Below are 24886 nucleotides of genomic sequence, written 5' to 3'. Positions count from 1 at the left end.
TACCCCTCTTTATTTCTTTAATTTTTTCAGTTGTTCACCGATAATATCGCTTAATTGGAACGTTGCAGAATCAGAGTTTGGCTCATATTGGCTATAATCCTCTACTACATTATTTTCTTCAAGTGCTTCTTTTATACTTAAAGAAATACGTTTTTCTGCTACATGCACTTCAAGTACTTTCACTTTTACTTCCTGTCCCATCTCTAGTACTTCATTCGGATTCTTCACATGACGATTTGCAATTTGCGACACATGCACAAGTCCTTCTACACCTGGTAAAATTTCAACGAAAGCACCGAATGTAACAATACGCTTCACTATTCCATCTCGAACAGCTCCTGCTTTTATTTCAGCAGCAACATTTCCCCAAGGTCCTGGTTGAGCGGCTTTAATTGACAAAGAAATACGCTGCGTATCAGCATCAACAGATAATACTTTTACTTTCACTTTTTGTCCTTGTTCTAGCACTTCAGAAGGTTGCTCCACACGATCGTGGGAAATTTGCGAAATATGAACTAATCCATCAACACCACCAACGTTAACAAAAGCACCAAAATCAGTTAATCGCTGTACTGTACCTTCCACAATATCTCCTTCTTTTAAAGAAGAAATCGCTTCTTTTTTCTTCGAATCTAGTTCTTGTTCTACTACTGCTTTATGCGAAAGAATAACACGATTTTTTTCACGATCTAATTCAACGATTTTCACCGCTAGTGTTTTTCCTTTATATTCAGTAAAGTCTTCTACATAATGCACTTCTACAAGTGAAGCTGGAATAAATCCACGAACACCAAGGTCCACAACTAAACCACCATTCACAATATCTTTTACAGTAACATCAAATACTTGACCAGAAGTAAATTTCTCTTGTAATTCTACCCATGCTTTTTCTGCATCAACAGCTCGCTTAGATAATACAAGATCATCATCTTCTAATTTAATAATTTTCAATTCAAGAGTTTGATCTAATTCTACAACATCGCTTGCCTTTTCAATATGAACGTTAGCTAATTCACTAATAGGAATCACACCATCTGTTTTGTATCCAACATTTACAAGTACCTGTTTTTCTTCCACTTTCGTTACAGAACCCGTAACAACGTCACCAACTTGTAATGCTTTTGAATTCACAACTTCTTCATTCATTTTTTCTACCATGGAAATACCTCCTTACAGAATTGACAAAGCTTTTTATGTATATAGGAAATGAAAACAAATGCTTTCATTTGCATGTTATAAGAATTTATCAGCACATACTCATTTACAGTGCATTTTGCAAGAAAATATATTAAACCTATATAAATAGTATACAGCAAAATCGTCTTGAATAAAGTATGTTTTGAAATATAATAGCGAATATATTCTGACAGTTCTCTCCCTCTTTAACTAACTTCCTATAAATCCACTAATTTGTCAAGAAATGCGACTCACAATTCACATAGCTTTTACACTAAAAAAACCAAAAAAGAAAGAGGATATTCCCCTTTCTTTATTTTGCAAACACTCCCGAAACAATCCCCATGATTTTTTGAACTACTTCTTCAATTGATAGAGAAGTTGTATCTAATTCCAAAGCATCATCGGCTTTTTTTAACGGAGAAACTTCACGCTCTGAATCCAATTTATCACGCTGAGCGATTTCTTTTTTTAATTGCTCTAAATTAGAAGCGAAGCCTTTATTCATATTTTCTAAATGTCTTCTTTCCGCTCTCTCATCCACAGAAGCAAGCATGAAGATTTTCACTTCAGCATCTGGTAATACATGCGTACCAATATCACGACCATCCATTACTACGCCGCCTTTTTTTGCTAATTCTTGTTGTCGACGTACCATTTCTTCACGAACCAGGCGATGCTTCGCAACAATTGATACACGATTCGTTACATCTGGTGTACGAATTACTTCAGAGACATCTTGTTCATTTAAAAATACAAGTTGTGTCTGTTCACCTTGTTGAAATTCAATATTTACGTTTTTTAAAACTTTCATCAATTTTTCTTCATTTTCAATATCGATATTTTGTTCAAGAGCTGCATATGTAAGAGTGCGATACATTGCGCCTGTATCAATATAAACGTACGAAAGTTCTTTTGCAACAACTTTTGCAACTGTACTTTTCCCAGCGGCAGCTGGACCATCTATAGCAATTGAAATTCGTTTATCCATTGTAACACCTCATTTTTTCACTTATAAAACAAAACGAAAAGCAGGTATATTCCCTGCTTCTTCTTGTTTGTTTTACGCCAATAAATCCTCAATTATTGTAGCACACTCCACTCTAGAAGAAAATGAAAACTACTTATTCACCTGTAAAATATCTGTTGTATATTTTGTCATAACACCTTCATAATAAATAATTTTCGACAAATATTTAATTGAAGATTCATGCATAAAGAGCAATTGTACAATGCAAAGACAAATAAATTGAATCAATAGGACACGAATTAGCACTCTCTCCATTTTTTTCAAAAAGATCGCTCCTTTTCTTCTACATTTTCACACCATAACTCATGAAAACAAAAGGAGAAAACAAAATCTACTATCCCCTTTATATAACGTAAACAAAGTAATTAAACTTATTGTCATTTTCTACACAAACTTTTATACATTTTCATTGTCGAATTTACTAAAAACATGTTATGTTCTAAATGTATTTTTCAACTTGAAAGGGGTATCGCATTGAAAAAAATCCTAGTTTTACATACAGGTGGAACAATTGCAATGGAGGAAGATAAAGAAACTGGGGTTGTACAACCAGGGAAACAAAATCCTCTTTTAAAATTTATTCCTGATTTAGAGGACGATATTGATTTAATTGTTGAAGATATCTTCCATCTTCCATCTCCTCATATGACTCCAAGTGAAATGTTACAATTACAAGTCATCATTGATGAGAGAGTAAAACAAGACGACATTCATGGCGTAGTCATTACACATGGTACGGATACATTAGAAGAAACAGCATATTTTCTTGATTTAACAGTACAAGCAAACATCCCGATTGTTGTTACAGGCGCAATGCGTTCAAGCAACGAATTAGGCGCCGATGGCCTATATAATTTCTTATCCGCTGTAAAAGTAGCGAACAGTAAAGAAGCCGCCGGAAAAGGTGTTCTCGTTGTGTTAAATGATGAAATTCACTGCGCTACAAACGTAACGAAGACACACACAAGTAATGTTGCAACATTCCAAAGCCCACAATACGGTCCAATTGGTATGGTAACAAAACGCGGCGTTGTTTTCCATCACGCTTTAGTACATCATGAAACATATGCAGTTAGACAAATCACTAAAAATGTTGTCGTTTTAAAAGCATATGCTGGTATGGATGATACATTGTTAGCCGCAATCGAAACACTTCCAGTAGATGGAATTGTAATCGAAGCGCTTGGACAAGGTAATTTACCACCAAGAACACTCCCTAGTCTAGGGCGATTAAGAAACAAAGGTATTCCAATCGTTCTCGTTTCTCGTTGCTTTAACGGAATCGTTCAAGATGTGTATTCCTATGAAGGTGGCGGAAAACAACTTAAAGATATGGGCGTTGTTTTCACATACGGTTTAAATGCACAAAAGGCTCGTATCAAATTACTAGTCGCGTTAGAGAATGCACATTCTCAAGAAAAAATCCAAAGCATGTTTATGCATAATTAAAAAATAAGCTGTCGAATTTCGACAGCTTATTTTCGTTCTCTTGATACAATTGTTTGTGCAATCACTTCTCCATGAAACCTTCCGTTTTCAATGAATATTTCATTTGCATTATTTCCAGCCGCAATAACACCAGCGATAAAGATATTTTCAACATTTGTTTCCATTTTTTCTTCCATATAAATTGGACGTCCTGTTTCTTCATCAATCTTAACTCCCATTTTTGTTAAGAAGCTATGATCTGGATGATAACCAGTCATCGCAAAGACAAAATCATTTTGAATTGTAAATGTTTCCTCATCTACTGTAAACGTAAGCGTGTGTTCTGCAATTTCTTTTACATGAGCATGAAAATGCATCTGAATTGTCCCGTTTCGTACTAACGCTTCAAATTCAGGTAATATCCATGGTTTAATACTTTGCGAGTATTCTTCCCCTCTGTATAGCACCGTTACACGCGCTCCAGCTTTAACAAGCTCTAACGCCGCATCTACACTTGAGTTTTTCCCACCTATTACAACGACATCACGGTCAAAATAAGGATGTCCCTCTTTAAAATAATGAGACACTTTCTCCAACTGCTCACCCGGAACATTCATATAATTTGGATTATCATAGTATCCCGTTGCTACTACAATGTATTTTGCTGTATAAGTCTCTTTATTTCCGTCACGTTTCATCGTATCAACTTTAAAAAAATCACCATCTTTTTGAACTTGCTCTACACGTTCAAATGCATGTACGCGTACCTCTTTACGCTTTACCACTTCACGATAATACGCAAGCGCTTGATTACGAACCGGCTTACGATTTTCTGTAATAAAAGCAACGTCACCAATTTCTAACTTTTCACTAGAGGAGAAAAATGTTTGATGAGTTGGGTAATTATAAATGGCATTTACAATATTCCCTTTTTCAATTACTAACGAATCAATCCCTGCTTGTTGCAACGAAATTGCCGCTGCCAATCCGCATGGACCGCCCCCAATTATAATAGCTATTTCTTTTTGCATACTCGGCTCACTCCTAGTCTTCTGCCTCTGATTCTATTTAGATAAACAAGAAAAAACCTACTTTCAGCAGTAGGCACCTATCTTTATTGTATTCATTTTTCATATATTTGTCATCTAAACGAGACATACATCCGATAGACATCTGCTAAAAACTGCCGAAATTTAATTCCTTGTTGCCCTAATACATTTTCAGGGTCTATTTTCCGAGTTGGATCGAGTGTTTTGTGTGATACAATATCCGTTTTAGGATTTAAACCGAAATTTTGACATAAATAAGCGTGATACCATGTGAAACGATTGTATGCTTCCCAGAAGTTAACATCGCCCCCGTAACAAAGTTCAACCCCAATAGCCGCCTTATTCGCATCATAACCATATAAATCATTATCAGTCGGCACATTATATCGAACATGATATGCCACTTCATTTATCGGGATAATTTCTAATATTGTTTTATCATCTATAAATGTATGCGCTGAAGCTTTCGGTTGTATTTCATTAAAATAATCCCGATTTCCTATCGCATTGCTACCAGGATTTCCCGTATCATGACTAACAATAAACCTTACCTTCGAAAGAGGGATTCCTGGTCGTGAACTTCCGTATCCAATATAGTTGCGCTCTATAGGGAACATCGCCATCGCTATCAACTCCGCTCTAGAAAATTACCTTTCTTCCTTACATATGTATTCAACGACTATGTCCATATAGCATATTTCTTATGCGAAGAGAAAATCGAAAATATTTGATGTGAATACCATAAATAATAAAATACTTACAGCCACTCCATAAAAACCGTAAAACCAAACACAATCTTCCTTCGTATTTAATCCGAAGAATTTATTTACTGATTGTAATAATGATGTGCGCTTACTATGTTTATTTCGTAAAACTTCCACTCGCTCTACAACATCTGCTGGCATCATAAATCTTTGGTCTACTGTCATTTTCATCATTAACCTCTCCTTATTTCGTTTCCATTTTGTTTGTCTAAAGAGATTGTAGCACAAACGTTCGTATAGAACAAGCGTTCTTTTAGTTTTTTTATTTTTCTTATCTAATGCAGAAAAACAATCCCAATCATGATAAGTATCATCAACCTATAATATAGTAACTACCCAAACAAAAAATACAGGATTCCTATGTCTTTACATCATTCTTTTCTAATCTATCTATCTGTTTTATTACTCTTAAGCTTCCTTTTTAACAGCTTTTACGATTATTCACTTCAACAAAAAAACGTGATTTCCATGAAAGGAAATCACGTTTGCTCTAAATAGTGTCTTTTATACCCAGCCTCTGAATCGGCTAGCTTCTGCCATTTTACGAACACCAACCATATACGCAGCTAAACGCATGTTTACTTTACGAACTTGTGATGTTTCATAAATGGAATCAAATGATCTTACCATTACTTTTTCTAAACGTTGTTCTACTTCTTCCTCTGTCCAGTAGTAACCTTGGTTATTTTGTACCCACTCAAAGTAAGATACTGTAACACCACCAGCACTTGCTAATACATCCGGAACAAGTAAAATACCACGATCAGTTAAGATTTTAGTTGCTTCTAATGTCGTCGGACCATTTGCAGCTTCAACTACGATTTTCGCTTTAATATTAGCAGCATTCTCTTCTGTAATTTGGTTTTCAATTGCGGCTGGAACTAAAATGTCGCAATCAAGCTCTAACAATTCTTTGTTTGAAATTGTATTATTAAATAATTTTGTTACTGTACCGAAACTATCGCGACGGTCAAGTAAGTAGTCAATATCCAATCCATTTGGATCATGAAGCGCACCGTAAGCATCTGAAATTGCAATTACTTTTGCACCAGCATCATGCATAAATTTAGCTAAGAAGCTACCTGCATTACCGAATCCTTGAACAACAACACGTGCACCTTTAATATCAATGCCACGTTTTTTTGCAGCTTCACGAATACAAATTGTTACACCTTTCGCAGTCGCTGTTTCACGTCCATGTGATCCACCTAATACAAGCGGTTTACCTGTAATAAATCCTGGTGAATTAAATTCATCAATACGGCTATACTCATCCATCATCCATGCCATGATTTGAGAGTTTGTAAATACGTCTGGAGCCGGAATATCTTTTGTAGGACCCACAATTTGGCTAATTGCTCGTACATAACCACGACTTAATCTTTCTAATTCACGGAAAGACATTTCACGTGGATCACAAATAATTCCACCTTTACCTCCACCATATGGTAAATCAACAATACCACATTTTAAGCTCATCCAAATAGAAAGTGCTTTCACTTCATTTTCAGTTACATTCGGATGGAAGCGAATTCCACCTTTCGTTGGACCAACAGCATCATTATGTTGTGCACGATATCCTGTAAATATTTTAACAGTCCCGTCATCCATTCGAACTGGAATTTTCACCGTCATCATACGAACTGGTTCTTTCAGTAATTCATATACTTCGTTTGGATAACCCAATTTTTCTAATGCTTCATTAATAACAATTTGTGTTGAATTCAACAATTCAAAATGTTGTTCCCTTTGTTGTTGTGTTTTTGTTTGAGTTCCCTTTTCGGCTACCATAGTAAGTAAACCCCCTGTAATTTCACTTGTTTAGTAAACCTTCATTGCCTAGTATACACCCTTAAATTTGGAATGCAATAGAAAACGCTAACAAATATATACAAACTATTTTTGTTGCAAGCGTTTTCACTATTATTATAGTCCTTTTATTACTTTTAGAAAAGTAAAATACTTAAATATTTAAATGTTTTTTATTCTCCACTTCATTCCCTTTATTGAAATATAGTTATATAATAATGAAACCCCAGCCATTTATATTAGCTGAGGTTTTGTTTTTGTATAAAGTAATGATATATTTGCTGAATAGCTTGAGTATCCATTAATTCCTTTCCATATTCCATAATCCGATAAATTGTGGCTGTAGATGAATTACCATACTCTGCTAAAATAGCAATAAAGTCAGCCTTTAATAAAGGTAATTGTACTTCCTCTTCCATCCAAAGATAAAAACGTCCATCCCATGTATAAAGTTTCCCACCGGCTACACCTAGGTTATATAAACGATCCGACAAATTAATTACATCCTCAAGTGTAGCAAACTCATATAATATATGTTCACTCTCATCTAGAGTTACTTGCATTTCAATAAACTCATCACGAAACTCATCTTCTGTATCCGCTTCATGATTTTCTTTTGTTACTATTACAACCATCCCTTGCGCTTGTAAAGAAAATACCTCAACTGCAATTGGTCCATCCGCTTCAAACCCAAGTTCTTTATTCGCTTCTTGCATCATATCACGAAATAACTGTTGTACTTTCGGTGCATTTTTCCATAAATCTTCCTTCGTTAATCCTCGTTCAGATAAATCATCAAACGTTAGGAAAATTTTTATCTTGTTGTAATTTAAACGTTCCAGCCTCATCTTATAACCTCCCTACGTAACCATTGAATCTAATTTTTATTATATGAAATAGAAAATAGATGGTTCTTTTCGAACAACTATTCTGACATTTTTAACCATTCATCCCATTCTTCTTTCGTATTACCAACGAAAAGATTTTGGCGTTTTAATTGATCACTTTGACCTACAAAGCCCAGAAAACCAATATAAAGCTTTTCGTTTTTCATTTGTAATTTCTCAATTAAATTCATTATTTCTTCTAATTTTTGTTCCTTCTGAGAAGAAATAAACAAATATTTTGGCTTCAATTGCTCAATAGTTTCATGAATATCCGTTTCTTCTAGGCTTGTACCAATATATAGCGCTTGATATCCTTTTAAACGTACATACGTTGTTAAAATAAATACGTGTAGCGTACTTACGTCACTGCTAAGAGCAAGGACTTTTGGTAATGATGCATGAACATGTGCGTTATGATAAATCATTCCTAGTCTCGATTGTAAAAATGACTCTGCATATCGTACTTGCATCATTGTAATCTCATTATTCTTTCCTAAATCCGCTAATCGATTGGCAACTTGAAGAAATATATTTGTGATAACCTTTTCAGCTGAATAAATACTGAAAGCCTCGTTTAATAATACAGAAGTTTTGATTTCATCAAATTTTAACAAATATTGCAGGATATCGTCCACTAAAACGGCTTCTTTACCAAAATCCGCTTCTTTCGTTTCATAATTTTGTAATCGATTCCCTTCCAATAACTGTACTGCTTGACCAATCGTAATGCCTTCATTCACCTTATCCATTAACCATTTCAAAACTCGAATATGCTCTTCCGTATATAAACGATGCCCAGCATGATTCCGTTTTGGAGCAATAATATGGTACCGTCTCTCCCACGCCCTTAGTGTACTCGGCTGAATTCCAATCATATTTGAAACAGCTTTTATATTATATTTCCCTTTTAAAGTTGGCACATCTTCTCCCACCTTTAAACTAAAAATCTCTTATTCGTTCCCTTGCAAAGTAATGACATGTGTTTGAGACGGCGCTCGAAACCGTAATGGTATAAGTGTCGTCCCATAACCATTGCTCACAAAAAGAGTTATGTTTGAGCGTTTATATACACCGCCCTTTAAATATCGCTTAGAATTGAACAAACGAATTTGCCCTCCGTGTGTATGTCCACTCATTACAAGAGAAATTTGTTCTTCTCCAGACATTTTATCTATAATATCAGGATTGTGACTAATTAAAATTTTAAAGCCATCTTCTCGACAATCAGCTAATGCTAAATCTAAACGATCTCTTTTTAATCCAACATCATCCACACCAAGCATGCAAATCTTCTCTCCAAATTCAGATTCAAACACAACTCTTGTATTATCTAAAACTTTTACACCATGTTGTAACAATAAAGCGTCCAATTCGTGATATTCAATTTCATAATCATTATTTCCCCACACAAAATATACAGGTCCTAAGTTCCTTAAACTTTCAATATTAGAAGCAATTTGTGATAAAGATACACCTTTTTCTGCTAAATCACCACCAATAATAACAAAATCAACTTTTCCCTTTACCTGATCAATTAACGAACGAGAAACAACCCTTCTATGAATATCAGAAATAAAAAAAATCCGAACTTTTTGGAAGCTCTTTGGAAATTCTTCAAATATTAAAGTATGTTCCAACAATGTATCACGCATCGCTTCTTTATACATTATAAAAAGACAAAAAACTCCAATACATATGAGAATACTCCCTAGTACAATCCATAACATATATTCTCCTCATCTTCTCTCTGAATAAAATGAAGTTTTCACACTTTATACCTCAATAGAAACACAAAAAGTTTCATTTCTTATTATGTCAATTGCTTTACTACATTTATTATTTCTTCGTCTTCTCTTTCACTGGAATTTTCAATTCTTGTGCTACTTTCACCTCATCTTCTTGCAAATTATTATATTTTTTAATAATTGTAGCACCATCTTCATCTGGAAAATATCGCTTTCCGATACTTTCCAAAGTTTCGCCTTCTTTTACAATATGAATTTCAAAGTTCTCAGATTGCTTATGTTCTTCCGGCTTAGTCGAATCAAAAAAGATTACTTCAAATGCACTTTTCCCAGCATTATCACTTTCACTTTTCACCTGAATATACTTATCTGTATACCACAAAATACAAATAGGTAATAAAATGAATAGGAATGTTAAAACACGTACAAAAACATGGTTCATTTTGAACTTTGATTTTTTCTCTTTATTTCTATGAATTTCACTACGCGGCGGTAAACCTTCTTTTTCTTCCACTCGCTCTTCTTCAAAATCTTCTTCAAAATCAGGAATTCGTTTCCTCATGTTGTTCACCACCACCTTCCATTTATTTTCTTAATTGAAGCCCCATTATAAAATCAACAAGAAAGTGTGCAAAGATTGTTATAAACAAATTGTCCGTCCATTGAAATACATAGCCAAATACAAAACTTATAATACAGACAAAGCAAAACAAAAAAGGCTTCGTTATATATCGAATATGTAAAATAGCAAAAATTAAACTTGCAATTACAATTCCAAAATGTGTCTGTAATACTCCGCGAAATAAAAACTCTTCCGCAAATCCTATAATAAAAGTAATGACTAGCAAATGCATGACTGAAATCCCTTGAAACATTCGATCATTAATGCCACCATCATCAAACCAAGATTCCGGAAACACCTGCATTGCAATGTAATCTAGTAACACAACTCCGACAGCTATCCCACCGCCTATTATAAGTATAGATACTGGTTGCCATCTCCACAAACTATACAATTCATTCTTATCTGGAAATAATATATAGGCTAGCAGGCAACCAATACCTATAATTATCAATTGAGTTATATAGAGGTTAAGTCGTATTTCTTTCGGACTCATGTCTTCAATACTACGCCTTTGAATGTTCATCATTCCTCCATTCTCCCAAACCAAAAAGCTTTTGTAACTCTGTTTCCCAATTATAGTCGAAAACCAATGGCCGCGCTCGTCTTTTTTTGTAATCTTCTTTTGTAATACCACAGTAATCACAACAGTTTTTTAACTCGTGCTCTTTTTTATAGCCAAAATAATGTAATAAATATTCCCTTTTACACCCCTGAAATTGTAACCACGATTTCATTTTTTCTAATTGATTGTATTTATTACGAAGACGTCCTTCCACTTCTACTATTAACTTTCGTGTAATTTCGTCTGACAAAAGCTCTAACATAAGAACTCGATGTTGTATGATTTCATTTTTTTCAAGGTGATAGCGTATGAAACGCCAATGTTGCTCACTAAATCTTGCTGCACTATAACAAATTTCTTCCACATCTTCTATCGGTAATACCTTCTTTTGAAACATTCTTTCTTGTAATAAAGAGCATAAAAGTTGAATTTGTCCTTTACTTGGCAATTCGTCTTCAATAATCGAAATAGGCAAATCATGGTCCAAAGGACTACATAATAAAATAGCAAGACTCTCTTCTCCATCTCTTCCTGCCCGTCCAATCTCTTGTAAATAAGAAGCAATATTAGTCGGATAATGAAAATGTATAATATATCTCGTATTTGGTTTGTTTACACCCATTCCAAAAGCGCTTGTACATATTACAAGTTGCAGTTGATCATTCATAAACTGCTGCTGAATTAACATACGCTCTTCATGCTCCATACCACCATGATAAAAAGCGACACCCGTTATCCCTTTTCCTCTTAAATACTCTGTTAAACGCTCTGTCCACGCCCTGCTTGAGCAATAAATGATACCTGGCCCTTGTAAATACGCAACGTGCTCTAACAACGCTTCTTTTTTCTCTTCAATTGTCTGAACAAATTGTACTTCCATCGCAATATTCGGCCGATCAATTGAATATACATGCTCAACTACGTTCGTAAGTTTTAAACTCCTCGTGATGTCTCGTAACACTTCCTTTGTCGCTGTTGCCGTTAACGCCAAGACTGGTGGATGCCCGATATTTGCAATAACTTGATCTAATTTTTTATAATCCGTCCGAAAATCATACCCCCATTGCGAAATACAATGAGCTTCATCTACGACAAACAACGAAATATGAATTTTCTTTAATTCTCTTATTAATAATTCAGATTGGAGCATCTCTGGAGAAACAAAAACAAATTTATAAAAAGCCAATTTTTTTATCGCTTCTCTTTTTTCACTTAACGTTCGAAAACTGTTAAATGCAATAACACGATTTTTCACAACATATTTGAGCTGCGTAACTTGATCTTCCATTAAAGATAGCAATGGTGATACAACCAGTACCGTCCCTTCTTGCATAAGACCCGGAAGTTGATAACACATAGATTTTCCTCGCCCAGTCGGAAGCATTGCTACAACATCTTTTCCTTTTAATAAGTCAGTAATAACACCTTTTTGCCCTTGACGAAATTCAGAATATCCAAACCACTTATACAAATATTCCTCAAGCTTCATTTGTACCCTCCATCCGCGCCAACACAAGCCGAACTTCAAAATAAGAAATTTCTTCTCCTACCGATTGCTTTAACACGCGTAATTTACGTGTTTGTAACGTTTCAATTACTTTCTGTACTTTTTCGATTTTGCTCTTTTCCATAAACATTTCAATAGAGAAATCACGCTCTCGTAACGCAATTTCAACGAAATGATCTTCTATCGTCGCAAGCTTTAAATCTCTAATTGTCGCAATTTCTTCTAAAGAACGTCCTTGCTTCCAAAGGTTATATGTTTTCTTCGTCGATAAACTGAATAAATCTGCTCTTTCATTCGGATAAGATAGAATCTTTGATAATAACGGAAATTCATTTTCCTTATCACGAACTACTTGAATAAAGAAATGAATCGTGCCCCAAAATAAAAAATACACACGAAACACATCTCGTTCCGTAATTCCCGCTAATTGCTGCCATGTATAACCAATGCGCTCATATCCAGTTAAGCGATACGTTAAAATTGTCGCCCCTACTGGGTCACTATCTTTTAGCAGCTTATACATCTCTGTCCATAATCTTGTCGCAAGCTCATTTCTTGCATATGGTATCCCAGTTAGAAATTGTTTCACCCACATCATTATATCTGTATCTTGTTGAATGGGAATGAATTTTGTATTCGTCTGTTGCAAATTTGACACTGTTTGAATGATTAATGACAGCCTCTTCCAAAATGTTTCACCGAGTTCACCATAATGCAAACCATGCAAATGCGGTGGAAAAGCTACTCGTTTTTCCCAATCATTTAATTGCTTTTCTCCAGCACTTGTTAGCACATATGTATTTTCATGCACAGGCCGAATCCATTCCGCTTGTAAAATACGTTCAATTTCTTGATCGTAATCAGCCCTTGTTAATGATTTATAAATTCCAAAAAGAAAAGAAATCTGAAACATATTCCCATCTTGTAATGTTTGTGAAGATCGTTTTCCTTTCAATAAATAATAAATGGAAGAAACGGTCCTTTCACTATTCAATTGTTTTAAACAGTATAATAAAGTATATTGTAACTGCATAACCGCTTTCACCTTTCCGTGCAACTTGTCCTGTTATTTAAATACTATACGAAAGTAAAAATAAGTCTCTGTTCATTCCTTTATAAAACGAATAACATTCATACAGTGACGCTATATATTTACTATTGTATCAAACCGCTTAGCATTTAGGCATTTTGAAAATCTTGTGAAATATATTAAAAATAAGTTGACACCCTAATTGATAAGCATTATCATTATAATTTTATGTTGAAAAGTTTTACAAACCGTTTTACAATAAGGTTATAATTTTTATGGCGAACTTTTTCACATACATACTATCAGGAGGGAAAAAAGATGGCAAAATATACAATCGTTGATAAAGATACTTGCATTGCATGTGGTGCTTGTGGAGCTGCTGCACCAGACATTTATGACTATGATGATGAAGGTATTGCATTTGTAACACTAGATGATAACCAAGGTATCGTTGAAATTCCTGACGTACTAGTTGATGACATGATGGATGCATTCGAAGGCTGTCCAACTGACTCAATTAAAGTTGCTGACGAATCATTTGATGGCGACGCTTTAAAATTCGAATAGTCTTTTTATTAACTTCAAAAAAACTCCCTCATATTTATGAGGGAGTTTTTTTGTTATTCATTGTATGGAGTACAAAAAAGGTATTAGGAGTATATATACTCCTAATACCTTGAAATTCTTTATGCATTTTTCATTTTTGCGAATACCCATACTTTCAAACGTGAAAATAACGCTACAAAAACAATCGTTACAACAATTCCTTTGATTACATTAAACGGTAATATCGCTGTTACAATTGTTTGTCGCATAACATCACTAGACATAGCTGGTGAATTTAAAAACCAAGTGTAAGCTGGTAAAATGATGAAGTAGTTTAACACACTCATAATAACTGTCATAGTAATTGTTCCTAGCATTAATCCTGTCGTTAAACTTTTTACTGTGCGATATTTTCGGAATAAGAATGCTGCTGGACCGATAAATAAGCATCCCGCTATAAAGTTTGCTATTTCTCCAACTGGTACTCCCGTTAAACTCCCTTGAATTCCGTAGTATAAAACATTTTTAATAGCTTCTACAACTACTCCTGCGATTGGGCCAAAAATAATCGCTACAATTAAAGCTGGTACATCACTAAAATCAATTTTTAAAAACGGTGGAAGCCCTGGGAATGGGAAATCCAACATCATCAGTAAATATGCAATACTACTTAGCATCGCTACACTCACCATCTGCACTACACTGTTTTTTTGTTTCATCTTTCTCTCTCCTTTTCCATCGATCATCTCATGGAAAGTGGAAAGGTTCTGCTATGCCTATTTGTTCATAGAACGAAAAAACCCTTTGTGTTTTACACAAAGGGAGAATTTTAAGGCACATCAAACAGACGTTCAAATACTTATCTTTTTTGAACGCTTGAACCTCCATCTTCTCCCATCCAGACTGTACTGTCGGCTTTGGAATCACACCAAATCCTGCCTTAACGGCTCGCGGGCTTAGAACAAAATGTCATGAATTGTTCATCACCGCCGGTCGGGATTTTCACCCTGCCCCGAAGATAGACCGATATTCTATTTTCCTCTTCATTATACAACAACATAATGACGTTGTGAACAAAAAAGATTGTAACTTATTTAAAATAAGTAGTTTACTTTTGATAACACCTTAGAATCCCTCGAATATTTTACAATACAATCCATATTTTTTATAATTCGGGATTTCTCTTACTAATCCCCTAGTCATATATAGCGAAAAATGATAAGATGTTGAATTGTTAAGATAAGAGCATTTTCTTAATATGGAGGAAATGTCATGAAGAAAGAAAAAAGACACTCTATTCGAGAAACGATGAAAAAAAACTTAAGAAAAGAATACTTTTATTTAAAAAAAGAATTACTTTTCTACTGTCCAGTTGATTTAGGCACGTTTTCAAGTGAGACATACTATGCTACTTTTGATCAGGAAGGCATCAGTATTTATCAGTATGATAAAAAAACAGAAAGTAAATTAAAACTATGCGAGCGTCACCAATGGAAAAGTTGGGATAAAGTGAAAGTTGATCACTATTTAACAACTTCACAATTTGTTTTTCAAGGGAAGCGAAATTGGATTTTATCCCTCTTTCATAAAGGAACAGAAGCTCAAAAAATCATTGAGGAACATACATCCTTACAAACAGAAGTTGTTTCTCGTTCCTTCTTTAAAAAACTTCCTGGCTTCCGTTCTAATACAACATTGAATAAATACATTGGTAGCATTTGTTATACCGCACTTATTGCATTTGTATTAAAATGGATTATTCCATTTCAAGCGCCACAAATCGCCCTGTATTCTATTTCCATTGGCTGTATGCTTCTTGGCCTACTTTGCCTCACAATCGGTTTAATAGAACCGACGATTGTATTGTTTAGAACAGAAGAAAAAACGAGAGCAAAAGTTTTTTACTTATATAGCTATTTAGCTATTTCTGGATTTATATGTGTCTTTATTTTTTGGTAAAACAAGAGCTAGTAGAACTAGCTCTTGTTTTAGTTAATATGCAGTTGTTGATTTGGATAAATCCGCTCATGTCTCAATGCATTTTTCATTTTAATCTCATCAACCGTCATACCAAACTTACGCGCAATACTTACTAAAGTATCTCCTTTTTGTACAACATATAGCGATTTTGAGACTACTTCATTTTTTTGTTCATTTAAGACTAATAGTGGATTCATCGCATTTCTTTTTTCCACTGTCCATCTTCCTTGATGGACTTCTAAATGTAAATGCGCACCTCTAGATTCCCCTGTATTCCCAACTTCACCAATTATTTCACCTTTTGAAATAGAATCGCCTTGGGCTACATATCTCTTATTTAAATGAGCATAAACGGCCTCATATTCTCCATGCTTAATAAATACAACATTTCCATAACTATTTGAGAAGTAGGACTTTGTCACCTTACCATCTTGAACTGAAGCCACAGGCGTTCCAATTGGAGCAGCTATATCAATGCCATAGTGCCTACCATGTCTTGTTCCAAAATAATCACTTATCCTTCCATCAACAGGCCATATCCACCGATTCTCCTCAGCGTAGACATGTAGTTGAGATAGAAATAATATTCCCAATACCATTACGCTAATGTTTAAAACTTTCATATACATCCTCCGTTTTCTAAACAATCATACTTTCTCTATTGTGGTATATTACGGAAAAAAGTATACAAAAAAAGAAAGTGAATTACTCCACTTCCCTTTCTTCTTTGTTGCGAAAAACAATTGCACTACGGTTATATTCGACGTCTTTTATTTGTAAACGTGCATTTATTACTCTAGCAATTGCGAACAAATAATCAGATAGCCTGTTCACATACTTCAACACAATTTCATTCGTTTCTTCTTGTTTTCCTAGTGATACAATACAACGTTCTGCTCTTCTCGTTACTGTACGAGCAACGTGAATCATCGCAGCAGCCCCGCTCCCACCTGGTAAAATAAATCGCTCTAACGGTGGTGCTTCCTCTATATAATTATCGATTCTCTCTTCTAAATTGGTGATCATCGATTCTATTACTTTATAAGGAATTTTTTGCTGAACAGTTGCTAAATCTCCTCCACAATCAAACAATTCATGCTGGATATTTTCAAGTTCGTTATAAATATCACGGAAACTTTCGTCTTGTAGCATAGTCATCGCATAACCGATATGAGAGTTCACTTCATCAATGGTCCCATAAGCCTCTACACGTATATGATTTTTATCAACTCGTCCACCAATCACACTTGTTTGTCCTTTATCTCCTGTTTTTGTATATAACTTCATCTTCTCGTAACACCTCTCTTTATTCAACCTACATATTTTCGCACTTTCAATTAAAGAAAAGCCCTACTACTTTATTCAATTGAGAAATGTATATAAACTCAACAAAAATAAAAACAGTAGAACTTTATCAATTTAAAGTATACGATTTGGTAAATATACCGAGAATGTAGTCCCTTCTCCAACTACACTCGTTACAGAAATTTTCCCATCATGACCTTGGACAATATTTTTAGCAATCGCAAGTCCTAAGCCAGTTCCACCTTTATTCCCGCGTGTTCTAGCTTTATCAGCTTTATAAAAGCGATCAAACAAGAACGGAATATCTTCTTCTGGAATACCTGCACCTGAATCTTGCACTTCAAAAATAAGACCATTATTTTTCATATCAATTACGAGTGTAACATGACCATCTGCATTCGTATGGCGAATTGCATTATCGATTAAATTCGTCAACACTTGCTCCATGCGATCTGCATCAAATGGATATTGTTCAATTGGATTTCGAAAATCAACTGTTAACTGTACTCCTTTTTCCTTCGCAATCCCTTGGAATTTACGTCCAATTTTTTCAACAAACGGATGAATATCCACTTCTCCTATATGCAACTCTACACGACCACTTTCCATACGAGCTAAATCTAACAATTCATTTACGAGACGTCCTAAACGAACTGACTCATCATAAATAATTTGTACAAATTCATTTATTTCTTCTTTCGTTTGAACAATATCATCTAAAATGGCTTCACTATATCCTTGAAGCATTACCATCGGCGTGCGAAGTTCATGGGATACATTAGCAATAAAGTCTTGACGCATTTTCTCAAGACGACGCTCTTCCGTCATATCCCGAAGCACTGCGACAGCGCCACGAATTTTTGTTTGATTATAAAGAGGCGTCATGAGTACGACATAGTTACCTTTTTGTAAATTCATCTCAATAACTTGTTGTTGTTCGCTCTCTACTACAAGGTGGAATAATTCAACGAGTTCCGGTGGTAAACTTCTACTTAACTCTAACTCTTTTTCTTCTTGCCAAACTTGCAAGAAATGTTCTGCTGGTGGATTGATAACGACAACTTCACACTCTTGGTTTAAAGTAACAACTCCATCTGCCATGCTACTCAATATGCTAGCGAGCTGTTCTTTCTCTTGCTGCAGCGCATTCATATTAAACTTCAACTGTTTTCCCATTTGATTTAACGCAGTTGCAAGCTCACCTATTTCATCCTGCGAGACCATAGGGGCTTTCGTATCAAACTTCCCTCGAGCCACCTCAAAAGCAACCTCACGCATTTTACGAAGTGGCGCAGTGATTCGTGTGGATAAAAAGAAAGCAAAGAACGTTGTTAAAATAATCGCAATCCCTGCTGATAAGAAAATAAAATCTGTCGCCTTCTCCATACCCTGTATAGGAACTTGTAAAGATTCATATACAAACACGGCACTATTATCAGTTGAACGCAATGGTTTACCAACGATCATAATATCATTTTCTGAGTTTCGCTTCATTTTGCTATCAGAAAATTTCCTGATTTTATTTTCATTTTCCTTTTTATCTTTAAAAACAGCGGCTAATTCTTTATCTTTTTTTAAATCATCAATTGTAAGAGTTACCAATCCTTCTTGTTTTGGAGAAGAAGAAAATTCATTACCATCTTTCACAATAATAATGCGTGAAAGCGGGTCAGAAAATTTGTAGGCGATATTCTCAATAGTTTTTACATCGGCCCCTTCTTCAATTAGCTCTGTAACGCTTGCTGCTACTTTCGTAAGTCTCGCTTCACTCATATCTACATAGTACGTTCTAAAAAATTGAGAAAGTAAAATCGCAACAAATCCAAGAACAAATGAAACAAGAAGTAATATGGTCATCCATAACTTCCCTACTACACTTCTCCAAAGCATCAGTCGCTCACAACCTCAAACTTGTAACCTACGCCCCATACAGTGACAATCATCTTCGCTGCATCAGGCGATTTTTTACTTAATTTTTCACGCAAACGTTTTACATGTGTATCTACTGTACGTAAATCTCCAAAGAATTCATATTGCCATACTTCTTTTAACAATTGCTCTCGGTCAAACACTTTATCTGGAGCCTTCGCTAAGAATAATAGTAGCTCATACTCTTTTGGTGTTAAGTTTACTTCATTTCCATCCGCTGTAACACGATGCGCATCATTATCAATTGTTAAATGCGGGAATACAGTAACATCTTTCGTTGTTGTATCTTGTGTAAAGAATGTTGTTGGTACAGAACGTCGTAATACCGCTTTCACACGAAGTACTACTTCACGTGGACTAAACGGCTTTACGATATAGTCGTCCGAGCCAACTTCAAATCCTTGTACTCTATTTACTTCCTCACCTTTTGCTGTCAGCATAATGATTGGTGTTGCCTTTTTCTCACGAATACCTTTACAAACTTCGATTCCATCTTTACCAGGCATCATAATATCTAATAAGATTAAGTCATAATCATTTTGTAATGCCATTTCTAAAGCTGTATCACCATTATCAGCTTCTTCAATTGTATATTGCTCTCTTTCTAAATACATTTTTAATAAACGACGAATACGATCCTCATCATCTACAATTAAAATTCTTGGTTCATGCTCCATTACTACCCGCTGCGTATTATGTTACCACAACGGTTTACACCTACCCTTCTACAATATAATGATACGCCTATTCTCATTTCATCACGCATAGTATGTAAAGTACTAAACATTCCACTTTACATATTATGCTTCACAAGAATAATAAAGTTTGTTCATTTTTTTTCCAAAACTATGTATTTTTCTTGAACAGTATATTTTGTCCTCGACATCATTTTACAAAATTAACCGATACTTTGTCATGTTTTTCTCAAAAAAGAAGAAAAGTTGACAAAAATAAAATAGGAAAGTGACATTCACTCTCCTATTTTCAATCCTAAAAATAAAAACAAATATATATTTTATGCATATGAATGTAAACCAGCAATAATTAAGTTTACGGCAATAAAGTTAAACATAATAATCGCAAAACCAATTACGGCAAGCCACGCTGATTTTTCGCCGTGCCAGCCTTTAGATAAACGCAAATGTAAAACTGCAGCATAAAAGAGCCATGTAATAAGCGCCCAAACTTCTTTTGGATCCCATCCCCAAAAACGTGTCCATGCAATTTGGGCCCAAATCATTGCAAATATTAATGCTCCTAATGTGAAAACAGGGAATCCAATCGCAATGGAGCGATACCCGATTTCATCTAATAAATCGCTACTCACATTTTTTACTAACGGCTGTAGGACAGCTGATACTCGTTTACGCAAAATTAACCTTAATACAATGTAAAGAGCTGTTCCTACTAACAGTGACCAAATTACTGTATTTAATTTTTTCGCATTTATAATAGCAGGCATTTCTGCTATTGGTTCTAATTTATTAGCTGTCATTAAATTCCCTTCATTCGGTCCAACTAATGCCGGGAGATTATATTTCATCTCAACCTTTTGCTCATTTTTATCTACCCATTGAAACTTTGCTTCGTATTTCGTACTAGAAAAAACTGTCGTCACTCCTATAAAACCGACTGTACAAACGAGCGTAAATACCACTGTCTCTAGCCAAAATGTACGTTTACTCCTCGTTGATTGATCTACATTTTTTAATAAATACATAACACCTGTAATAAAACTAATTGCTAGAATCGCTTGCCCTGCCGCTGCTGTTGTTACGTGAATATGTAACCAATTACTTTTTAAAGATGGAATAAGCGGTGATATTTCTCTCGGAAACATACTTGCATATGCAATTAATAAAAGTGCAACTGGTAATGCAAATAACCCAATTATACTTACGCGATACATAAAGTACATAACAATAAAAGCGCCGACAAGCATCATGCCAAAGAATGTACCAAATTCAAAGAAATTACTAACTGGTGCATGTCCTGAGGCAATCCACCTCGTTATAAAATATACTGTTTGGGCTGCAAATCCTAAAATCGTTATCGTTATGCCTATATTTGCCCACTTTCTTCCTTTCTCTTTAATGGCTCCTCCAAAAAATAGAGTTGCAATTAAATACAAAATGAACGCGGTAAACAGGAAATTACTGCTTATTTGCACCATATAGTTTCCCCACCTTAGCTAATTTTTTTATCATTTATTTTATCGTTTGGCTGTGGAATTTCTGTCCCTTCTAGTACTCTCTCAATATCTTTTCTTAATCCAAACCAGTTTTTATTCGTATGACCTGCAATCCACCATTCATCATTAACACGTTGTATCCAAATACGGCGATGATTCCAATACATCCCTTGTATTACACCAACCATAAATATAAATCCTCCGATTCCGAGAATCCAAAGCGTTAAATCTTTTCGTATCGTAAGCGCTGTTGCGTTTTGCATTTCAACACCGGCAAACGACATTTTGTATTTATTATTTCCATCCGGCTCTATGTTTTGTTGAATTCCTACAAAGCTAACTTCACCTTCTGGTGTTTCAGGCGTAAACATTTTAAATACGAACGCAGGATTATTTGGTAATTTCGTTTTCGTATTCGGTCTCCCGTTTTCATCAAAATAAAAATCAGGAAAATAGCTTAATAGTTCTAGAGAATATCCATTTCCTAAATCATATTTCTCCTTTGGATTCGCTAATTCTACTTTAATCGGACCCCATTTTTGAGCGCTTGCTTTATTTTGTAAATGGAAGGACATACTCTTAAATTCACTTTCTTTATAATCCACTTGATACACAGCAAATTGATCAAATTTCAGCGGCTCATTCACTCGAATTTTAGCCTCTTTTACCTTTTCTAATTTCGGCTTTTGACCTGCTATATTTTCTCCTACCACTTTATATAAAACAGCATTCGTTTGAAAATTTTTCGCAATCATTTTATCACCAACACGGTCAATCGCTTCATTAAAAACTTCTTTATCCTTACTCTTATCATAAACTTCTTTAATAAATTTTTCGTTCCTCAAATAATATTGACCATCTGTTCCAGGTATCTCCTTCGTTTCCCCATCACGTAACCAAAGAGCTTCATCCACGTACATACTCGGTAAAAAACGCAACATTGCTCCAAATAAAAAGATAATAAGACCAATATGATTCACATATGGGCCCCAGCGAGAAAATCGTCCTTTTTCCGCTAAAATGTTTCCGTCTTCTGCTCTCACATTGTAATTTCGCTTCTTTAAATTCACTTGAATCTGTTCTAAATCCCCTTCTTTTGCAGAGCCTGTCCCATACAATCTCTGTCTCTTTAAAAAACTCGGATGTCTTTTCACTCCTTGCTTTTTTAAAGCCTTATAAAGAGGGATTACGCGATCCAAACTACATATAACTAGTGAAATACCGATAGAAGCAATTAAAATCATATACCACCATGAACCATATAAATTATTAAACCCTAACTGATAATAAAGTTTTCCTAAATAACCATACTCCTGCTCGTAATATTCACTTGGTGTAACTCCCGGTGTTATGTACATCTCTTGTGGAAAAATAGTTCCTATCGCCGATGCTGCTAGGGTAATCACGATAAGCCATACTCCAACTTTTACAGAGGAGAAAAAACTCCAAATTTTATCGACTATCGTTTTTGTATGTGTGAGAGACCTCCGAGCACTCCCCTCATAGCGCATATCCAATAATCGGGCGCCCTCATTGTTTTCAAATGGCTTCCCACAAGCTTCACAAAAAATGGTTCCTATCGGATTTATATGTCCACATTCACACTTTATCTGTTCCAACACTCTCACCGTCCCTTGCACCTATATATATTATTGTATATTCTAACCTTAAGTTACCGCAATACTCAGAATTTTTAAATCAAAGGCACTATGATAAAGTACCTTTCTCCACGAAACTCTCTTTTATGTAAAGGCTTTCTTTATTACGGAGTAATTTTCTTTAAATACTCTTCAAGTTGTTCCTTCGTTTGTTCCCCTACGATTTGCTCAACTACTTTACCTTCTTTATCAATTAAAAAAGTTGTCGGCAGTGGTCCAACCCCGTATGTTCCTATAATTTTTTGATCTTTATCAATAGCAACTGGGAATTTCAATCCATATTGGTTTACAAAGTTTTTCACTGCAATTTCCGTTTCATCTGCATCTAACGCAATAATTTCAACGCCTTTTTCTTTATATTTCGCATATAACTCATTCATATAAGGCATTTCTTTTTCACAAGGTTTACACCAAGTTCCCCAAAAGTTTAAAAATACACCTTTCCCTTTTAAATCTTTCAGTTCAATTTTTTTTCCTTCTAGGTCTGTAACAACAAAGTTCGGTGCTTCTTTTCCAATTTCCATTTTTTCTTTTTCCACAAAGAAACCTTGATACAGCGTAAATCCTACTGCACCGCTTAAAATAAGCAAAATGACAACACGAAATAATAAGCGATTTTTTTTCATATATTCTCTCCTCTCTTTCTTTGATGAGTATATGTATTTTTTACTGTAACTGCTGTATTGAATAAATCACCAGTGGAACATTCCACTGGTGAAAGTTTCACTTCTTTACTTATCTCGGTTTTGTAGAAGCTAACGCACGTAATTGCTTCACCTCATGAGGTGATAACTCTCTTGCATCACCAGGACGCAAGCTACCCGCTTCTAAAAAGGCATAGCGTTCACGTTTTAACTTCATTACTTTGCAGTCAAGCGCTTCAAACATACGACGAACTTGACGGTTACGCCCTTCATGAATCGTTAATTGTACAATCGCCATCTCTTTACGCTTATCCCAAGAAATAATTTTCACTCGTGCTGGTGCTGTTTTTCCATCTTCTAATACAACACCCTTTTCTAACATGCGAATTTTTTCACCTGTTAACGGACCTTTCACTTTCGCAACATACGTTTTTTCAACCTTATATCTAGGATGCATTAATACATTTGCAAAGTCTCCATCATTTGTCATTAGTAATACACCAGACGTATCATAGTCTAAACGCCCGATTGGGAAAAGACGTTGTGTAATTTCAGGGAAGAAGTCTGTAACAACTTTTCTTCCTTTGTCATCCGATACACTTGAAATTACGCCAGTTGGTTTATATAGTAAAAAATAAACAGGTTCTTCTTTTTCAAGAGGGATATTATTTACTTCTACTTTATCTTGAGGAGTTACCTTCGTTCCTAACTCAGTCACTACTTTTCCATTAACTTTCACTTTTCCTTGCTGAATTAGCTCCTCAGCCTTCCTTCTTGATGCAATACCTGCTTGTGCAATCACCTTTTGTAATCGTTCCATTTCTTTTTTTCACCTCAAATTTATCTTACCTTCATTAGAAAGACTTGGCAACCGCCTACGCTTTCAGGCTATTTGCTTCGTCTTATTTAAACAACATAGCGATAATAATAAACGTATAAAGGTCAAATCATGCCTTGACCCTTTATTATTGTTTACCTTTTTTCATGTTGCTCACAATAAAAGTTCATCATTTTGTCAAAA

General features: G+C 35.0%; 26 protein-coding genes and 1 riboswitch. Of the genes, 3 read left to right on the top strand and 23 right to left on the bottom strand.

Translation table 11 applies throughout. The features are described 5' to 3' along the window. Positions 1-9: 9 nt before the first annotated feature. The 3 genes from rpsA to DJ93_RS32840 all read right to left on the bottom strand — a co-directional run bounded on the left by rpsA (position 10) and on the right by DJ93_RS32840 (position 2470). Positions 10-1158 carry a 30S ribosomal protein S1 gene (gene rpsA / locus DJ93_RS20135; protein ID WP_042982828.1) on the bottom strand — a complete coding sequence of 383 codons (1149 nt, stop codon included), beginning with the start codon at positions 1156-1158 and terminating at the stop codon, positions 10-12. A 331-nt stretch (positions 1159-1489) separates the two neighbouring features. Continuing rightward, on the bottom strand, positions 1490-2167 hold the full coding sequence (gene cmk, locus DJ93_RS20130; protein WP_042982827.1) for a (d)CMP kinase: 678 nt from the start codon (positions 2165-2167) through the stop codon (positions 1490-1492). A gap of 129 nt (positions 2168-2296) precedes the next feature. After that, on the bottom strand, positions 2297-2470 hold the full coding sequence (locus tag DJ93_RS32840) for a YpfB family protein (RefSeq protein WP_080743541.1): 174 nt from the start codon (positions 2468-2470) through the stop codon (positions 2297-2299). A 210-nt stretch (positions 2471-2680) separates the two neighbouring features. On the opposite strand from DJ93_RS32840, the gene DJ93_RS20125 reads away from it, so the two are divergent. After that, positions 2681-3655: an asparaginase gene (locus DJ93_RS20125; protein ID WP_080743540.1), complete on the top strand. Its 975-nt coding sequence runs from the start codon at positions 2681-2683 to the stop codon at positions 3653-3655. Positions 3656-3681: 26 nt separating this feature from the next. Here DJ93_RS20125 and DJ93_RS20120 read toward each other — a convergent pair whose 3' ends face one another. From DJ93_RS20120 to DJ93_RS20070, 11 genes are all read right to left on the bottom strand, one after another. After that, entirely contained in the window at positions 3682-4665 is a 984-nt protein-coding gene (locus tag DJ93_RS20120) for a YpdA family putative bacillithiol disulfide reductase (protein ID WP_042982826.1), read from the bottom strand. A gap of 110 nt (positions 4666-4775) precedes the next feature. Continuing rightward, positions 4776-5306, bottom strand: coding sequence for a peptidoglycan recognition protein family protein (locus DJ93_RS20115; RefSeq protein WP_042982825.1), 531 nt, complete (start codon positions 5304-5306; stop codon positions 4776-4778). 78 nt (positions 5307-5384) lie between these two features. Continuing rightward, positions 5385-5621 carry a DUF3961 domain-containing protein gene (locus DJ93_RS20110; RefSeq protein ID WP_042982823.1) on the bottom strand — a complete coding sequence of 79 codons (237 nt, stop codon included), beginning with the start codon at positions 5619-5621 and terminating at the stop codon, positions 5385-5387. A gap of 330 nt (positions 5622-5951) precedes the next feature. Further along, the gene (gene gudB, locus DJ93_RS20105; RefSeq protein WP_042982821.1) at positions 5952-7238 is read right to left on the bottom strand and encodes an NAD-specific glutamate dehydrogenase; all 1287 of its coding nucleotides are present in this window, start codon (positions 7236-7238) and stop codon (positions 5952-5954) included. A gap of 257 nt (positions 7239-7495) precedes the next feature. Continuing rightward, complete coding sequence (locus tag DJ93_RS20100) at positions 7496-8104, bottom strand: genetic competence negative regulator (RefSeq protein ID WP_042982820.1); 609 nt, start codon at positions 8102-8104, stop codon at positions 7496-7498. A 77-nt stretch (positions 8105-8181) separates the two neighbouring features. Then, positions 8182-9063 (bottom strand): MerR family transcriptional regulator, encoded by an 882-nt coding sequence (locus DJ93_RS20095; protein WP_042982819.1) that lies wholly within the window; start codon positions 9061-9063, stop codon positions 8182-8184. A gap of 30 nt (positions 9064-9093) precedes the next feature. After that, positions 9094-9870: a metallophosphoesterase gene (locus tag DJ93_RS20090; protein ID WP_042982818.1), complete on the bottom strand. Its 777-nt coding sequence runs from the start codon at positions 9868-9870 to the stop codon at positions 9094-9096. A gap of 109 nt (positions 9871-9979) precedes the next feature. Next, on the bottom strand, positions 9980-10450 hold the full coding sequence (locus DJ93_RS20085; RefSeq protein ID WP_042982816.1) for a LysM peptidoglycan-binding domain-containing protein: 471 nt from the start codon (positions 10448-10450) through the stop codon (positions 9980-9982). 22 nt (positions 10451-10472) lie between these two features. Then, positions 10473-11036, bottom strand: coding sequence for a CPBP family intramembrane glutamic endopeptidase (locus DJ93_RS20080; protein ID WP_042984270.1), 564 nt, complete (start codon positions 11034-11036; stop codon positions 10473-10475). Further along, a complete protein-coding gene (locus DJ93_RS20075; protein ID WP_042982815.1) occupies positions 11017-12564 on the bottom strand; it encodes a RecQ family ATP-dependent DNA helicase in 1548 nt (515 codons plus the stop codon). The genes DJ93_RS20080 and DJ93_RS20075 overlap by 20 nt, the downstream gene beginning before the upstream one ends. After that, the gene (locus DJ93_RS20070) at positions 12554-13615 is read right to left on the bottom strand and encodes a YpbB family protein (protein ID WP_042982813.1); all 1062 of its coding nucleotides are present in this window, start codon (positions 13613-13615) and stop codon (positions 12554-12556) included. Before DJ93_RS20070 ends, DJ93_RS20075 begins: the two co-directional genes overlap by 11 nt. A gap of 315 nt (positions 13616-13930) precedes the next feature. On the opposite strand from DJ93_RS20070, the gene DJ93_RS20065 reads away from it, so the two are divergent. Further along, positions 13931-14179, top strand: a complete 249-nt coding sequence (locus DJ93_RS20065; protein ID WP_042982812.1) for a ferredoxin — start codon at positions 13931-13933, stop codon at positions 14177-14179. A 119-nt stretch (positions 14180-14298) separates the two neighbouring features. On the opposite strand, the gene DJ93_RS20060 is transcribed toward DJ93_RS20065, so the two are convergent. Beyond that, the gene (locus DJ93_RS20060) at positions 14299-14877 is read right to left on the bottom strand and encodes an ECF transporter S component (RefSeq protein WP_042982811.1); all 579 of its coding nucleotides are present in this window, start codon (positions 14875-14877) and stop codon (positions 14299-14301) included. A 163-nt stretch (positions 14878-15040) separates the two neighbouring features. Continuing rightward, a riboswitch (FMN riboswitch) is annotated at positions 15041-15182 on the bottom strand. A gap of 248 nt (positions 15183-15430) precedes the next feature. Here DJ93_RS20060 and DJ93_RS20055 point away from each other — a divergent pair. Continuing rightward, positions 15431-16117 (top strand): hypothetical protein, encoded by a 687-nt coding sequence (locus DJ93_RS20055; RefSeq protein ID WP_042982810.1) that lies wholly within the window; start codon positions 15431-15433, stop codon positions 16115-16117. 29 nt (positions 16118-16146) lie between these two features. Here the strand turns inward: DJ93_RS20055 and DJ93_RS20050 are convergent, their stop codons facing one another. The 8 genes from DJ93_RS20050 to rluB all read right to left on the bottom strand — a co-directional run bounded on the left by DJ93_RS20050 (position 16147) and on the right by rluB (position 24685). Next, positions 16147-16761, bottom strand: coding sequence for a peptidoglycan DD-metalloendopeptidase family protein (locus DJ93_RS20050; protein WP_042982808.1), 615 nt, complete (start codon positions 16759-16761; stop codon positions 16147-16149). Positions 16762-16843: 82 nt separating this feature from the next. Beyond that, positions 16844-17425: a cob(I)yrinic acid a,c-diamide adenosyltransferase gene (locus DJ93_RS20045; RefSeq protein ID WP_042982807.1), complete on the bottom strand. Its 582-nt coding sequence runs from the start codon at positions 17423-17425 to the stop codon at positions 16844-16846. 132 nt (positions 17426-17557) lie between these two features. Then, positions 17558-19333, bottom strand: coding sequence for an ATP-binding protein (locus tag DJ93_RS20040; RefSeq protein WP_080743539.1), 1776 nt, complete (start codon positions 19331-19333; stop codon positions 17558-17560). After that, entirely contained in the window at positions 19333-20049 is a 717-nt protein-coding gene (resD, locus tag DJ93_RS20035; protein WP_042982806.1) for a DNA-binding response regulator ResD, read from the bottom strand. Before resD ends, DJ93_RS20040 begins: the two co-directional genes overlap by 1 nt. A 338-nt stretch (positions 20050-20387) precedes the next feature. Continuing rightward, positions 20388-21545: a cytochrome c biogenesis protein ResC gene (resC, locus tag DJ93_RS20030; protein ID WP_042982805.1), complete on the bottom strand. Its 1158-nt coding sequence runs from the start codon at positions 21543-21545 to the stop codon at positions 20388-20390. A gap of 14 nt (positions 21546-21559) precedes the next feature. Continuing rightward, on the bottom strand, positions 21560-23185 hold the full coding sequence (locus DJ93_RS20025; RefSeq protein WP_042982804.1) for a cytochrome c biogenesis ResB family protein: 1626 nt from the start codon (positions 23183-23185) through the stop codon (positions 21560-21562). A gap of 140 nt (positions 23186-23325) precedes the next feature. Further along, positions 23326-23847, bottom strand: coding sequence for a thiol-disulfide oxidoreductase ResA (gene resA, locus DJ93_RS20020; protein WP_042982803.1), 522 nt, complete (start codon positions 23845-23847; stop codon positions 23326-23328). Positions 23848-23956: 109 nt separating this feature from the next. Next, on the bottom strand, positions 23957-24685 hold the full coding sequence (rluB, locus tag DJ93_RS20015) for a 23S rRNA pseudouridine(2605) synthase RluB (RefSeq protein WP_042982801.1): 729 nt from the start codon (positions 24683-24685) through the stop codon (positions 23957-23959). Positions 24686-24886: the final 201 nt, after the last annotated feature.

The organism is Bacillus clarus, assembly GCF_000746925.1.
Taxonomy (GTDB): domain Bacteria; phylum Bacillota; class Bacilli; order Bacillales; family Bacillaceae_G; genus Bacillus_A; species Bacillus_A clarus.
Note: the sequence above shows the minus strand (reverse complement) of the source record. Positions and strands in the feature narration are given on the sequence as shown.